General features: G+C 34.6%; 11 protein-coding genes. 9 read left to right on the top strand and 2 right to left on the bottom strand.

Going from position 1 to position 14,722, the window contains the following annotated elements:
• Positions 1-10: 10 nt before the first annotated feature.
• The 6 genes from metH (at position 11) to ACWA1F_RS00735 (ending at position 7,781) form a co-directional block, all read left to right on the top strand.
• Positions 11-2,686, top strand: coding sequence for a methionine synthase (metH, locus tag ACWA1F_RS00760; RefSeq protein ID WP_456890833.1), 2,676 nt, complete (start codon positions 11-13; stop codon positions 2,684-2,686).
• Positions 2,687-2,770: 84 nt separating this feature from the next.
• The gene (locus ACWA1F_RS00755) at positions 2,771-3,127 is read left to right on the top strand and encodes a four helix bundle protein (protein WP_456890831.1); all 357 of its coding nucleotides are present in this window, start codon (positions 2,771-2,773) and stop codon (positions 3,125-3,127) included.
• 91 nt (positions 3,128-3,218) lie between these two features.
• On the top strand, positions 3,219-4,175 hold the full coding sequence (gene metF, locus ACWA1F_RS00750) for a methylenetetrahydrofolate reductase [NAD(P)H] (protein ID WP_456890829.1): 957 nt from the start codon (positions 3,219-3,221) through the stop codon (positions 4,173-4,175).
• Positions 4,176-4,307: 132 nt separating this feature from the next.
• Positions 4,308-4,976, top strand: coding sequence for a class I SAM-dependent methyltransferase (locus ACWA1F_RS00745; protein WP_456890827.1), 669 nt, complete (start codon positions 4,308-4,310; stop codon positions 4,974-4,976).
• Positions 4,977-5,054: 78 nt separating this feature from the next.
• On the top strand, positions 5,055-6,278 hold the full coding sequence (locus ACWA1F_RS00740; protein WP_456890825.1) for a dicarboxylate/amino acid:cation symporter: 1,224 nt from the start codon (positions 5,055-5,057) through the stop codon (positions 6,276-6,278).
• A 102-nt stretch (positions 6,279-6,380) separates the two neighbouring features.
• On the top strand, positions 6,381-7,781 hold the full coding sequence (locus ACWA1F_RS00735; protein WP_456890823.1) for a pyridoxal phosphate-dependent decarboxylase family protein: 1,401 nt from the start codon (positions 6,381-6,383) through the stop codon (positions 7,779-7,781).
• A 93-nt stretch (positions 7,782-7,874) separates the two neighbouring features.
• Here the strand turns inward: ACWA1F_RS00735 and ACWA1F_RS00730 are convergent, their stop codons facing one another.
• Positions 7,875-9,992 carry a TonB-dependent receptor domain-containing protein gene (locus ACWA1F_RS00730; RefSeq protein WP_456890821.1) on the bottom strand — a complete coding sequence of 706 codons (2,118 nt, stop codon included), beginning with the start codon at positions 9,990-9,992 and terminating at the stop codon, positions 7,875-7,877.
• Between the two features lie 397 nt (positions 9,993-10,389).
• Positions 10,390-11,286, bottom strand: a complete 897-nt coding sequence (gene gldA, locus ACWA1F_RS00725; protein WP_456890819.1) for a gliding motility-associated ABC transporter ATP-binding subunit GldA — start codon at positions 11,284-11,286, stop codon at positions 10,390-10,392.
• Between the two features lie 148 nt (positions 11,287-11,434).
• Here gldA and ACWA1F_RS00720 point away from each other — a divergent pair, with 148 nt between their 5' ends.
• The 3 genes from ACWA1F_RS00720 (at position 11,435) to ACWA1F_RS00710 (ending at position 14,701) form a co-directional block, all read left to right on the top strand.
• Positions 11,435-12,016, top strand: coding sequence for an outer membrane beta-barrel protein (locus ACWA1F_RS00720; protein WP_456890817.1), 582 nt, complete (start codon positions 11,435-11,437; stop codon positions 12,014-12,016).
• 222 nt (positions 12,017-12,238) lie between these two features.
• Positions 12,239-12,826 (top strand): outer membrane beta-barrel protein, encoded by a 588-nt coding sequence (locus tag ACWA1F_RS00715; protein ID WP_456890815.1) that lies wholly within the window; start codon positions 12,239-12,241, stop codon positions 12,824-12,826.
• Between the two features lie 528 nt (positions 12,827-13,354).
• The gene (locus ACWA1F_RS00710; protein ID WP_456890814.1) at positions 13,355-14,701 is read left to right on the top strand and encodes a deoxyguanosinetriphosphate triphosphohydrolase; all 1,347 of its coding nucleotides are present in this window, start codon (positions 13,355-13,357) and stop codon (positions 14,699-14,701) included.
• The last annotated feature ends 21 nt before the right edge of the window (positions 14,702-14,722 follow it).

The raw sequence follows: 14,722 nt of genomic DNA, 5'->3' as shown, positions 1-14,722 counted from the left end.
CTTAAAGAAAATGACTGAAAAAAGAAGAGACCTTGTATTATCAGGATTAGAACCGTTGATTATTACGCCCGAAAGTGTTTTTGTAAACGTTGGGGAGCGTACGAATGTAACGGGTTCGCGAAAATTCCTTCGATTAATCAAGGAAGAGAAGTATGATGAGGCACTTGATATCGCAAGACAGCAAGTAGAAGGAGGAGCGCAGATTATCGATATTAATATGGACGAAGGAATGTTGGATGGTGTAACGGCCATGACCAAATTCCTAAACTTAATTGCAGCAGAACCAGATATTTCGAGAGTGCCGATTATGATCGACAGCTCGAAATGGGAAATTATCGAGGCTGGATTAAAAGTAGTTCAAGGAAAAAGTGTTGTAAACTCCATTTCGTTAAAAGAAGGAGAAGAAGCTTTTATTCATCATGCAAAATTAATCAAACGTTACGGAGCGGCAGCGATTGTGATGGCTTTTGACGAAGTTGGTCAGGCAGATAATTATGATCGAAGAGTGGAGATTTGCCAGCGTTCATATGATATTTTAGTAAACAAAGTTGATTTTCCGCCTCAGGATATCATTTTCGATTTGAATATTTTCCCTGTTGCAACCGGAATGGAAGAACACCGTTTGAATGCGTTGGACTTCTTTAGAGGGACAAAATGGGTTCGCGAAAATTTACCGCACGCGCATATCAGCGGAGGTGTAAGTAACGTTTCGTTTTCATTTAGAGGAAATGATGTGGTTCGTGAAGCGATGCACTCGGTTTTCTTATACCACGCGATCAAAAACGGAATGACAATGGGAATCGTAAACCCAGAAATGTTGACGATTTACGATGATATTCCGAAAGATTTATTAGAACACGTAGAAGACGTAATTTTAGATAGACGCGACGATGCGACAGAACGACTTTTAGATTTTGCAGAAAATGTAAAAGGCGAAGTAAAAAGTGACGAAAAAGCGGTTCAGGAATGGCGTTTAGGATCGGTTCAGGATCGTATTACGCATTCTTTGGTAAAAGGAATCGATGCTTTTATTGAAGAAGATGTAGAAGAAGCACGTCTGGCAGCGACAAAACCAATTGAAGTTATCGAAATCAATTTGATGGCTGGAATGAATGTCGTTGGAGATTTATTCGGAAGCGGAAAAATGTTCTTACCTCAGGTTGTAAAATCGGCTCGTGTAATGAAGAAAGCGGTTGCTTATTTATTGCCTTTTATTGAAGAAAGCAAACAAGCTGGAGATAAACAAGGAAATGGAAAAATCCTGATGGCGACTGTAAAAGGGGACGTTCACGATATTGGAAAAAACATCGTTTCGGTAGTTTTGGCTTGTAATAATTACGAGATTGTTGACTTAGGTGTAATGGTTCCTCCAGAAAAAATTATTGCAGCGGCGATTGAACATGAAGTAGACATTATCGGTCTAAGCGGACTAATCACACCTTCGCTTGACGAAATGGTTTATTTGGCCAAAGAATTAGACAAACAAGGAATTAAAATCCCGATTATGATTGGTGGGGCGACGACTTCGCGTGCACATACAGCCGTGAAAATTGCGCCTCAATATAGAGAAACGGTAATTCACGTAAACGATGCTTCGAGAGCCGTTACTGTTGCAGGAAACCTGTTAGATCATAACCGAAAAATATATGCAGCTGATATTCGTGCAGAATATGACAATTTTAGAGAAACATTTTTAAATCGTTCGAGAGATAAAAATTTCTTGACAATTGAAGATGCCCGTAAAAACAAATTGCAATTGGACTGGAGTGAATATACTCCGACGAAACCGAAGAAAATTGGTGCACAAGTCGTTGAAGTGGAACTAGATGTTTTGGTTCCGTATATCGACTGGACGCCATTTTTCCAGACTTGGGAATTGTACGGAAAATATCCTGCGATTTTAACCGATGAGGTTGTGGGTGAACAAGCAACTTCTGTTTTCAACGATGCTCAAGCAATGCTGAAAGTGATTTTGGAAGAGAAAAAACTAAAAGCAAAAGGTATTTACGGAATTTTCCCTTGCAATCAAGTTGACGACGATGATATCGAATTGCGCGATGAAAACGGAAAAGTTTTAGAGAAGTTTTTGACTTTAAGAGTACAATCTCAAAAAACAAAAGGCGCACCAAATCCAGCTTTAGCCGATTTTATTCTGCCAAAAGAAAGCGGCATTGACGATTATATGGGAGCTTTCTGTGTAACAACCGGTTTTGGAGTAGACGAATGGGCTGCGGAATACGAGAAAAATCTTGACGATTATAACTCTATTATGGTTAAAGCGCTTGCCGATCGTTTTGCTGAGGCTTTCGCCGAATATCTTCACGAGAGAGTTCGTAAAGATTTCTGGGGTTACGATTCAGAGGAATCTTTAACCAACGAAGAATTGATTAAAGAATCTTATAAAGGGATTCGTCCTGCTCCGGGTTACCCAGCTTGTCCAGATCACTTGGAGAAACCAACGATTTGGAAGCTTTTGGATGTTGAAAAACAAACGGGAGTGAAATTGACAGAAAGTATGGCGATGTGGCCAGCTTCTTCGGTTTCGGGATATTATTTCGGAAATCCGAAAAGCCGATATTTCGGACTCGGAAAAATAAAAGAAGATCAGGTGACAGATTACGCTAAACGCCGAAATGTACCTTTAGAATACGCTCAAAAATGGTTAAACCCTAATATAGCAGACTAGAATGGTTGATGGTTTTTGGTTGATAGTTGATGGATTGACTCACAGAACCAACAATTATCAACCGATAACTAACAACTAAAAAAAATGGAATACAGTAAATTGGAGGTTTGGCTGGAGGCTCGAAAGTTGGTGAATTTATTATATGATTCGTCTAAATTGTTTCCAAAAGAAGAATTGTTTGGATTGACTAATCAAATGAGAAGAGCAGCAATTTCAATTCCTTCAAATATAGCAGAGGGTTGCGGAAGACAGACATCAAAAGATACGATACATTTCCTTCATATTTCAAGAGGATCACTTTATGAATTAGAAACGCAATATTATTTGGCATTTGATCAAAAATATATTGATGATAATAATTTTAATGTTGCTCTTAAACAAATTGAAACTTGTAAAAAGCTCTTAAACGGATTTATTAACTATTATAAAAAAATAATTTAGTTATTGATTGTTAATTTATTTGATGGTTAGTTGTGACAAGAAAGAAACTAAAGCCATCAACCATCAACCAAAAACTATCAACTAATAAAGAATGAAAGTAACAGAACATATAGAAAACGCCAAAGGAAAAACATTATTCTCATTTGAAATTATTCCGCCTCAAAAGGGGAAGAACATTCAGGAATTATACGATAATATCGATCCGTTGATGGAGTTTAATCCACCGTTTATTGATGTAACGACTTCTCGCGAAGAATACATTTACATTGATAAGGGAAACGGACTTTTAGACAAAAAACTGACTCGTATGCGTCCGGGAACGCTTGGAATTTGCGCTTCTATAAAACATAAATATAATGTCGATACAGTTCCGCATTTGCTTTGCGGAGGTTTTACAAAAGAAGAAACCGAATATGTGCTGGTTGATTGTCATTATTTAGGAATCAATAACGTAATGGCACTTCGCGGCGATGCTATGAAAGATGAACAGTCTTTTACGCCAAAAGCAGGGGGAAATCATTATGCAATTGATTTAGTAAAACAAATTAAAAATTTAAACTGCGGACAATATCTGCACGAAGTAATCGATACCGATAATAGAGCCGATTTCTGTATTGGAGTTGCAGGTTATCCAGAAAAACATTTAGAATCTCCTTCTTTACAATCGGATTTAAAAAGATTAAAAGAAAAGGTTGATGCAGGAGCTGATTATGTGGTAACGCAGATGTTTTTTGATAATGCTAAATATTTTGCTTTCGTAGAAAAAGCAAGAGAAATGGGTATCACAATTCCAATTATTCCTGGAATTAAGCCAATTGCTGTTCAAAGACATTTACAAGTTTTGCCACAAATTTTTAGAATCGATTTGCCAGAAGATTTAATCGATGCGGTAGACAAATGCAAAAACAACGCTGATATCAAACAAGTCGGAATCGAATGGGCGATTCAGCAGTCATTAGAATTAAAAGCAGCTGGAGTTCCGTTTTTACATTATTATTCTATGGGTAAATCGGAGAATATCAGACAGATTGCAAGTCAGGTTTTTTAACGGCATTGCGAGGAACGAAGCAATCTCACGAGGTATTTTCTTTGCTGATTTTGTAAATGTGGTTGCTTCGTTCCTCGCAATGACAAACATAACGTGGAATTGTTTAATTTAGAAGTTTAAAATTTTCATATCATGAAAGACGAAGAATTACAAGCCATAGCTTCTCAATTGAAACATCCTTCTGGAGAAAAAGGAATTGAAATGGGTAATATGATGAACGAAACAAACATCACTATGACCAAACATTCCATCCAAAATTTAAATATTTTAAAGGAAAATAAAATTCTTGAATTAGGTCACGGAAACGCTGGCCATGTAGAATTTCTTTTCGAACAAGCCAAAGACTTAAAATATTACGGACTCGAAATGTCGGACTTGATGTTTCAGGAAGCACGTAAAATAAACAGAAATTTTGTTTCTCAAAAACAAGCTTTCTTTTCGCTTTATGATGGAAATAAAATTCCATTCGAAGATGAAACTTTCGATAAAGTATTCACAGTAAACACCATTTATTTTTGGCAGAAACCAGAAGATTTACTTTCAGAAATTTACAGAGTTTTAAAACCAAATGGTAATTTCTGCCTGACTTTTGCTGAAGAAGATTTCATGAAAAAACTGCCGTTTACGCAATTTGAGTTCGAACTTTATAGCACTCAAAAAGCGCAGGATTTAATTGCAAAATCAGATTTTAAAATTGTTTACAAAGAAACTCAGACTGAAAAAATAAAAAGCAAAACTGGCGAACTGGTTGACAGGGCTTTTACGACGATTGTCTTAGAAAAGTCTTTTAAATCATTTTAATCTGCGGCATTAAATTTAGTTGCTTTTAAGTACTTTCATTGTTCCATTTTGGTTTCTAAATTGTAATACTTTTAAATTATGGAAGTAAAAAAAATCAATTTTCTACAAAGTTACAGCAGTATTCTTTTACTTCTTGGCGGTATCATTATCGGCAGTATTTTCGGATTGGTGTTCGGAGAAAAAGTGTTGGTAATAAAACCAATTGGAGATATTTTTCTGAACTTACTTTTTACAGCGATTATTCCATTGATTTTTTTTACGATCGGTTCATCAATCGCAAATTTGGAACAGAAAGAAAAGCTCGGGAAACTATTTTTAATCATGATTTTGGTTTTCCTTTCGACACTTTTAATTTCAGCAATCGTAATGATTTTTGCCGTTTATCTTTTTCCAATTCATGAAGATATTGCTATTGCGAAAATTCCATTTGAAAATGTTCAAACAGGTTCGGTAGGCGATCAGATTGCAAAGTTGCTTACAACAAACGATTTCTTCGAATTATTGTCCAGAAAAAGTATGCTGGCGCTCATTATATTTTCGTTTTTAATTGGTTTTGCGACTCTGCAGTCGGGAGAAAGAGGAAACGCATTTAAAAGTTTTCTGGATTCTGGAAATGAAGTCATGAAACAATTATTAAACATTATCATGAAATTTGCTCCAATTGGTCTTGGAGCTTATTTTGCGTATCAAGTTGGCATTTTCGGACCTCAATTGTTTGGCGTTTACGCAAAACCTATGGCAGTTTATTATGCAGCCTGTATTTTTTATTTCTTTACATTTTTCAGTTTATATGCGATTATTGCGGGCGGAAAAAGAGCTTTCAAAGTTTTTTGGAGCAATAATATTACGCCGTCTTTAACCGCAATCGGAACTTGCAGCAGTATTGCAACCATTCCAGCTAATTTGGATGCTGCACAAAAAATGGGAATTCCAGCGCATGTTCGAAATTTGGTGATTCCGCTTGGAGCGCCTTTACACAAAGATGGCTCGAGTATGTCATCTATCCTAAAAATTACTTTTCTGTTTGCCATGTTTGGAAAAGATTTCACCGAGCCTTTAACCATTCTCTTGGCATTAGGAATTACCATAATTGTTTCTATTGTCGAAGGCGGAATTCCGAATGGCGGTTACATAGGGGAAGTTTTAGCTATTACTGTTTATGGATTTCCAATGGAGCAAGCTTTGCCAGTAGCCATGATTTTGGGAACTTTGGTTGATCCAATTGCAACATTATTAAATGCAAACGGCGATGTAATTTCATCGATGCTAGTGTCCAGATTCTCAGAAAAAACGAAGTGGTAGCTTCACTTTAAAACACCTCAAATAATTAATTTAAAATATTTTCCTCTTATGTTAAGGCTTCGACTTTGTTCAGTCTGACAAAGAGATTTAATACTATATAATATGAATTCAATACTACAGCAAGATCTCAATGATTTTGATAACATTTTAGAAAAAACAAAACAGCAGGGAATTGATTTTTTAAATGCTATCGAAAATATTCCCACTTCTAATACGTACACAATTGATCCAAAAAGCGTTTTAAAAGAATTGGGTCTAGGCTCGATCGAAGCCTTAAAAGAGTTTAATGAAAGACTAGCGCCATTGATGGTTTCTTCTTCGGGGCCAAGATATTGGGGATTTGTTACAGGCGGTTCTACTCCGGCATCTATCGTAGGTGACTGGCTGGCGGCTGTTTACGATCAGAATACGCAGGCAGTAAAAGCACAAGGTGGGGCGTCGGCTTTTATTGAGTTTGAAACGATTCATTTATTATTACAGCTGTTAAATCTTCCAGATGACTTTTTAGGCGGATTTGTTACAGGCGCGACGATGTCAAACTTTACGTCTCTAGGCGTTGCAAGGCAATGGTTTGGAGCACAGTTTGGAAAAGATTTTGCTAAAAACGGAATTTCAGAAACTATCAATATTCTCACAGCAACTCCACATTCTTCTTCTGTAAAATGTTTGTCACTTTTAGGAATTGGAAGTCAGAATTATACGACTGTAAAAACCATTGAAGGAAATCGTGAAGCTCTTGATATTGCCGATTTAGAAGAAAATATCAAGAAATTAAACGGAAAACCTTTTATACTTATTTCAAGTGCAGGAACAGTAAATACTGCCGATTTTGATGATTTTGAAGCGATTGCTGCTCTAAAAGAAAAATACAATTTCTGGTGGCACATCGATGGCGCTTTTGGCGGATTTGCAGCAGTTTCAGATAAATATAAGCATTTGGTAAAAGGCTGGGAAGGAGCCGACAGTATCACAATTGATTGTCATAAATGGCTGAATGTGCCTTATGAAAGTGCTTTCTTTTTAATTAAAAAAGAACATATAAACCTGCAGATTGAAACATTTCAGAATTCAAATGCGCCTTATTTAGGAAATGCTTTGGAGAATTTTAATTATCTAAATGTACTTCCTGAAAATTCTCGCCGTCTGCGTGCGCTTCCAGCGTGGTTTTCGCTTAAAGCGTATGGAAAAGAAGGTTTTAGAGATATAATTGAATGCAGTACAGCATTAGCTTTGCACTTTGGAAATGCTTTAATAGAAAATGATTTTGAGCTTTTAGCACCAATTCGTTTAAATAATGTTTGCTTCACGCTAAAAGGAGAACACAATCAGGAAAAAGTAAGCCGATTTTTGTCTGATTTGAACGATACCGGAAAAGTATTTATGACGCCGACAGTTTATCAAAACAAAAAAGGAATTAGAGCTTCTTTTGTAAACTGGCGTACAACAGAAAATGATATTAAACTTGTAATTCAGGAAATGAGAGAAGTGCTTTCGAGAATATAAACTTATTTAAATGTAGAAGAGCCTGTTTGAAGGAACAGGCTCTTGACTAACACAAAAAAAAAACAAAAAACAAGGTATTTAAAGAACGAAATTTTATATGCGGTATGTAAATGCAATCGTCGCAATGCGATTGTCTAGATCGTATTTTTTATCAATAGCAGTTTGTGCAACTGCAGATTTAATGTAGAAATTATTGGTATTGAAAACATCGGTAAAATTGAGTTTGATGCTTCCTTTTTTAGCTAAAACCTGTTTTGAAACTCCGATGCTGAAATCAAAGAATCCATCTCTTTGATAAATGCCAAGATTCGATTTTGATTGATATTGAGCATTTCCTTCTGCTTTCAGGGTTTCTGTTATGGTAAAAGAATTTTGAACGCTTACATTTAATGTCATTATAGGATCAATAGTATTGCTGTTTAAGATGTCAGCCATAAATTTATTTTCAAAAACATTAAATAAAGTATTTACAGACCACCATTTGTTTAATTCAGCTGTGTTGGTGATATTGATTCCGTAATTGTATGATTTGTCAACGTTTATTTGAGTTGTAACTGTCGTATTGGTATCTGGATTATAGTTATACACTTCTGTGAAAACGTCTTTGGTGCTATTAAAATAAACAGAGGCCATAAAATTACTTTTCCAGGCGTAACCAATTTCCATGGCGTGCGTAATCTCAGGAATCAAGTTTGGATTTCCCTGCGAATAGTTGAATGAATCATCGTAAAAACGGAACGGATTCAAATCAAACTGGCTTGGTCTATTGATTCTTTTACTGTAAGAAGCGTGTGCAGAATGGTTGCTGGTGAATTCATATTTTAAAGAAAGACTCGGAAACCATTTTAAATAATCATCTTTGTGCTCTTCGTTTAAAGTTTTCTGATCGATATTAATTGCAGTGTATTCGCTTCTTAAACCCGCCTGAATATTTAATTTTTCTAACTGATATTTATAATTGGCGTAAGCCGCATAAATCTGTTCGTTGTATTCAAAATGATTGGTCGAATTAAAATCGATTAACCATTCGTTGTTTTCGTAATATTCGTAAACCGATGGATTATCATTGTTTTTAACGCTGGCCTTAAAACCCCACTCAATAGATTGCTTTTCCTTAAACGGATTTACAAAGTCAATTTTTCCAGTAAAAACTTTTAACTGAGAAGGAATATAACCGCGACGATCGTTTACAACCGTAGTGTTTGCTGTATTATCGGCACTTTGAAATTGGTTAGATCTAAACTTAGACGTTTCATATTCAAAATCAAAATTCATGTTTTTTCCTTCGTCATTAAATTTATGTGTACCAGAAAAAGCATACGTATAATCGTTCCATTTTTCTTTACTGTCATTGTAAGTTAAAGCATCAAAAATGGGCTGATTTGAAGTATTAAGAACTGTATTAGTTCCGTCGGCCATATTTTCATAGCGTCCGATTTTAGCATCTACATAAAACTCTAAATTAGTTTTAGGAGAAACTTCATATTGCGTTCCAATTTTGAAATTATTAGAAGTCAGAGGCTCATCTGTAATAGAGGTCTGATGATTTGTAGACAAAATTTGCTGATGCGTAAGATCTGTATATTGAGTCTGATTGAATTTTTTACGCTCTTCTTCGCCACGGAAAGTATAACTGTAATTTCCGAAAACGCCCCATTTATCTTTATTGTAATTTAAATTAAAACCAGAATTGGTTCTGTTTTTTCGACCTCTTCCATAACTGGCAAATGCAGTACCTTTTAAACCAGAAGAGTTTGGTTTTTTTAGAATAATATTGATAATACCAGCTTTTCCAGCTGCATCATATTTAGAAGAAGGATTAGTAATGACTTCAATTTGTTTGATGTTTGATGAAGTTGTAGCTTTTAAATAGTTAGCTAATTCTTTCTGAGAAAGCTGTGTCAATTTACCATTGATCATTACCGCAACACCTTGCTGACCGCGAATAGATAAATCGCCATCTTGAGATACCACAACGCCAGGCGCACGCGATAAAACATCAAGAGCTGTTCCGCCTTCAGAAACGATGCTGTTTTCTACATTAAAAACAAGACGATCTGATTTTTGAGTGTAAAGTACTTTCTTCTTACTAATCACAATTTCATCTAAAGCATTTATAGTTGTTTCAACAATACTGTCAGTTTCTTTTTCTGTTTGAGAATATCCATATACCGAAAAAGCAAGCATTATGGAGGTTATAATATTTTTCATGTTGTTTTAAATTTGGCGATTCTAACCGAGGCTAGAACATAATCTTGTAATTTTTAAATCAGAATTTATTGCAGTACAATTTGTTCTAATTTGTCTGAAAACCTTTTTTGAAGATTTATCGCTTGATTTGAAACAGTTGAAATAAGTTTTTTTAGGATAAGGAGTGTACGTAACATACCGTGGCATTTAAAATTTGATTTGCCAAATATAACACTATTTATAACAAGTCTAAATAAAAATAATGATTATTTTTTAAATAAAAATGATAATTGACTGATTTATAGAGAAAAGAATGAAAAGAAAATGAAAAAGCGGTTTGTTTTACGTTCAAAACAAACCGCTTTTTTATAAAAAAACTTGAAATCTAAGTAGCTTAGAATCTTAGCAACTTAGAACCTTATTTTGTAATTTCTCTAAATACAGCTTCCAGATTTTTATTTTTCTGATTCAATTGTAGTGTTTTTAATCCATTTGCATTGGCAAAGTCAAAAATAGCTGGTCGCATATCTTTTTCGGTAATAAAAGTCAGCTCCCATGTCATGTCATGAGTATTTACGTACGAAGAAATATTTTCCAGTTTAGCCAAAAGTTGTTCTTCGACTTTGTAATCGAACTCAACTTCAATAACTTGCTCTTTATCGGCAGTAACTAAATGGTCTAATTTGTTGTCGGCAACTATTTGTCCTTTGTCAATAATTATGACACGATCGCAAATTGCTTCAACTTCTTGCATAATGTGTGTCGATAAAAAAACTGTTTTATTTTTTCCAGCATTTTTAATCACATTACGAATTTCCATTAACTGGTTAGGATCCAGTCCGGTAGTTGGTTCGTCCAAAATTAAAACTTCTGGATCATGAAGCAAAGCATTCGCTAGTCCCACACGCTGGCGGTATCCTTTAGAGAGTTGGCCAATTTTTTTATGGCTCTCTGGTGTCAGTCCTGTCAGTTGAATTACTTCTTCAATTCTTGATTTTGGCACGTTATAAACGTCGGCATTAAATGCCAAATACTCACGAACATACAAATCTAAATACAATGGATTATGTTCTGGCAAGTAACCGATAGAGCGCTGAACTTCCTTTTGATTTGTCATGACATCGTGACTATTTACAAGGGCTGAGCCTTCATCTGCCAATAAATAGGTAGTCAAAATTTTCATTAAAGTAGATTTTCCTGCTCCATTTGGACCTAAAAATCCAACAATTTCTCCTTTCTTAATCGAAAATGAAATTGAATTTAATGCTTTTTGTGTTCCGTAACTTTTTGATATGTTGTTTACTTCTATCGACATGGACTTTTTATTTGCTACAAAAGTAACGAGAAATCCTTTCGATTGCTACATTTTGGCTTTTAAAGTATTTCTTAAAAAAAATATAAAGTTCCCAATTCACGGCACTGTTGTTGTTAAAGGAAACTTAAATTTTAAATTAAAAGCCCACATGAAAAAAATGTTAGTGATAGCTGCTTTAGCTATCTGCAGTTTTGCAAACGCACAAAAAGGAACAATCTTAGTTGGTGGAAACATCGGTTACACTTCTGAAAAATCAGAATTCAGATTTAGTGAAGATAAGGCAAGTACATTTACTTTTTCTCCTAAAGTAGGTTACCAATTTCACGAAAATTGGACAGTTGGAGGTGAACTTTCTTTAAGCACATCTGATATAGATAATGCAGATTTAAAACGTAAAGACAACAAATTTAGAACAGGAGGTTTTGTACGTTATACAAAATCATTAAGCCAGACTTTTTCTGTTTTTGCAGATATGGGAGTTGGTTTCCAAACAGAAAAGAACAAGATTTACACTACTGCAAACAATTATGTAAGATATAAAGGAGACGGTGCTTATGTAGATGTAACTCCAGCACTTTTCATCAACATGAAAAAAGGTTTCGGTCTTAACTTCAGTATTGGTGGTTTAGGATATGAAACTTTAAGCTTTGATGACAACGGAGAAGATTACAGTAATTTCTACTTTAATTTCGGTAAAACATTCAATATCGGAATTTCTAAAAACTTTTAATCTTAAGTTTATATTCAATTTCAGAAAGCACTCCAATTTGGGGTGCTTTTTTTTATGATGATTTTTAAGATAATGTTATCTAGATCGCAGTTTTTAATTGATTTGTTAAGCTGTTGTTTGGCTATTATTAATCAATAGTAAATATCAATTTTTGCGTATTATTTGGATTACAGGTGGCATCGTTGTTGGTTAATACTTACAAATTTTAAATTATAAACCATAATGAAAAAAATGCTACTTATTCTTGCATTGTCAGTTTTTGGCTTTGCAAATGCCCAAAAGGGAACAGTTTTGGTTGGTGGAGACATTAGCTATAACTCTAATAAAATCGATCGTGAAGATGCGCCAGCAAAAACAGATGCTTTCGCTTTTTCTCCAAAAGTTGGTTATCAATTTCATGAAAATTGGACCGCTGGAGTTGAGTTTGCTTTGGTATCTTCAAAAAGTACACTTGGAGAGGGGGAAGGAAAATCTAACGAATATAAAATTGGCGCATTTGTGCGATATACATATCCGTTAAGTGAAACTTTTTCAGTTTTTGCCGATCTAGGCGCTGGATTCAAAAGTCAAAAAGACAAAGGTTATGATGATGGATTACTTCAATATGAAAATAAAGGCAATGGTTTTTATACCGGTTTAACTCCCGCTCTTTTTATTAATATGAAAAAAGGTTTTGGTTTAAACTTTAGTATTGGTGGTTTAGGATATGAAACTTTGAGCTATGATAACGATGGAAATGATGTTGATTCTAGTCAATTTTACTTCAACTTTGGAAAAACGATAAACATCGGAGTTTCTAAAAACTTCTAATTTCAGATTTTTACATATCAGAAAGCGTTCCAATTGGAGCGCTTTTTTTATGTATAAGGAAAATTATTTTATTGAGTTATTTTATTACTTTTTAAAGTCTATTTTCTTTTTCTGTTCGCTATAATTTTGCGTATCAAAAATATTAAATCAAAAAGCCATGAAAGTTAGAAATATTGAAAAAGAAGAAATAAACAGAGAGGCTCTAATTACCAGAGTAATATGGTTTGTTTTAGGATTTATAGTTTCTTTTATTCTTTGCAAACTTTAAAAATAATGCCAACTAAAGTGAAACCGAAAACAAATTAAATTCGGTCTCACTTGTTGGCATAAAAAACAAAAAAATATCTTAGATACCACAATTTTATAATGATTTTTCCATAACAGACGTTTAGATTTTTTGCCACGAATTCACGAATTATTTTAAGCGCAATGATTTGTAAAAATTCGTGAATTCGTGGCGAATAAAACGTATTTTTGACCTTTAGATCCTCAATCTAAAATCTAATATCAGAAATATAAAATATAAAAATGAACTGGGAACAACTTTTATCTTTAAAACGTCAGGGCGATACAAGCAAAAGATTACGTGTAGAACAAGATGACACACGTTTAGGATTTGAAGTCGATTATGACCGAATTATATTCTCTGCTGCTTTTAGAAGTTTACAAGATAAAACACAAGTTATTCCACTTTCTAAAACAGACTTCGTGCACACGCGTTTAACGCATAGTTTGGAAGTTTCTGTTGTCGGGCGCTCGCTTGGACGTTTGGTTGGAAAAAAGATTATCGAGAAATATCCGTACTTGAAAGAAGTCCACGGTTATCATATGAATGATTTCGGAGCTATTGTGGCGGCAGCTTCATTAGCGCACGACATCGGAAATCCGCCTTTTGGACATTCTGGTGAAAAAGCGATTGGAGAATATTTTTCTATTGGAAACGGTCAGAAATATAGAAATCAGCTGACGGATAAACAGTGGCAGGATTTAATTGATTTTGAAGGAAATGCTAACGGATTTTCAGTTCTAACGGCAAGCCGTCCAGGAATTGAAGGCGGACTTCGTATTTCGTACGCAACTTTAGGTGCTTTTATGAAATATCCGAAAGAAAGTCTTCCGAAAAAGCCAACCAATAATATCGCAGATAAAAAATACGGTTTCTTTCAAACAGATAAATTATTCTTTGAAGAAGTGGCCAAAGACATGGGAATGATTGCCAATAAATCTGGAGATGATATTGGTTTTGAAAGACATCCTTTAGCGTATTTAGTAGAAGCTGCAGATGATATTTGCTACACGATTATTGATTTTGAAGACGGAATAAATCTAGGTTTAGTTTCTGAAGATTTTGCTTTAGAATATTTGATTAATCTGGTCAAAGACAATATCGGAGTTTCCAAATACAAATCATTGACGACAAAAGAAGACCGAATCTCTTATTTAAGAGCTTTGGCAATCGGAACTTTAATTAATGATGCTGTAAATGTCTTTGTTGAAAATGAAGAAGCAATTTTGGCTGGAAACTTTCCGTATGCTTTAACAGATAAAAGCAAATACAAAGCGCAGATGAATGATATTATCAAACTAAGTGTTGAAAAAATCTATCAGAGCCGAGAAGTAATCGAAAAAGAAATTGTGGGTTACCAGATTATTCAAACGCTGTTGGATAAATTTATAACAGCATACAATAATAAATACGACGGAACTGCTTCAAACTATGATAAATTGATTTTGAAAATGCTGCCAGAAAAGCATCATTTAGACAAAACCAATTTGTATGAGCGTCTATTGCATATTTGTCATTACGTTTCGCTCTTAACAGACGGAAATGCGCTTGAACTGTATGAAATGATTCAGGGACAAAAAAAGCGTTAAAAAGAAAAAGCTTCTTTCAGA

It is taken from the genome of Flavobacterium erigeronis (assembly GCF_054075165.1).
The sequence above is the reverse complement of the archived record's forward strand: the minus strand, read 5'-3'. Positions and strand labels throughout refer to the sequence as shown.

Coding starts and splice junctions, on each gene's coding strand:
- ACWA1F_RS00710 (WP_456890814.1), top strand. CDS start 13,355: ATGAACTGGGAACAACTTTTATCTTTAAAACGTCAGGGCGATACAAGC.
- metF (WP_456890829.1), top strand. CDS start 3,219: ATGAAAGTAACAGAACATATAGAAAACGCCAAAGGAAAAACATTATTC.
- ACWA1F_RS00730 (WP_456890821.1), bottom strand. CDS start 9,992: ATGAAAAATATTATAACCTCCATAATGCTTGCTTTTTCGGTATATGGA.
- ACWA1F_RS00715 (WP_456890815.1), top strand. CDS start 12,239: ATGAAAAAAATGCTACTTATTCTTGCATTGTCAGTTTTTGGCTTTGCA.
- gldA (WP_456890819.1), bottom strand. CDS start 11,286: ATGTCGATAGAAGTAAACAACATATCAAAAAGTTACGGAACACAAAAA.
- metH (WP_456890833.1), top strand. CDS start 11: ATGACTGAAAAAAGAAGAGACCTTGTATTATCAGGATTAGAACCGTTG.
- ACWA1F_RS00735 (WP_456890823.1), top strand. CDS start 6,381: ATGAATTCAATACTACAGCAAGATCTCAATGATTTTGATAACATTTTA.
- ACWA1F_RS00740 (WP_456890825.1), top strand. CDS start 5,055: ATGGAAGTAAAAAAAATCAATTTTCTACAAAGTTACAGCAGTATTCTT.
- ACWA1F_RS00720 (WP_456890817.1), top strand. CDS start 11,435: ATGAAAAAAATGTTAGTGATAGCTGCTTTAGCTATCTGCAGTTTTGCA.
- ACWA1F_RS00745 (WP_456890827.1), top strand. CDS start 4,308: ATGAAAGACGAAGAATTACAAGCCATAGCTTCTCAATTGAAACATCCT.
- ACWA1F_RS00755 (WP_456890831.1), top strand. CDS start 2,771: ATGGAATACAGTAAATTGGAGGTTTGGCTGGAGGCTCGAAAGTTGGTG.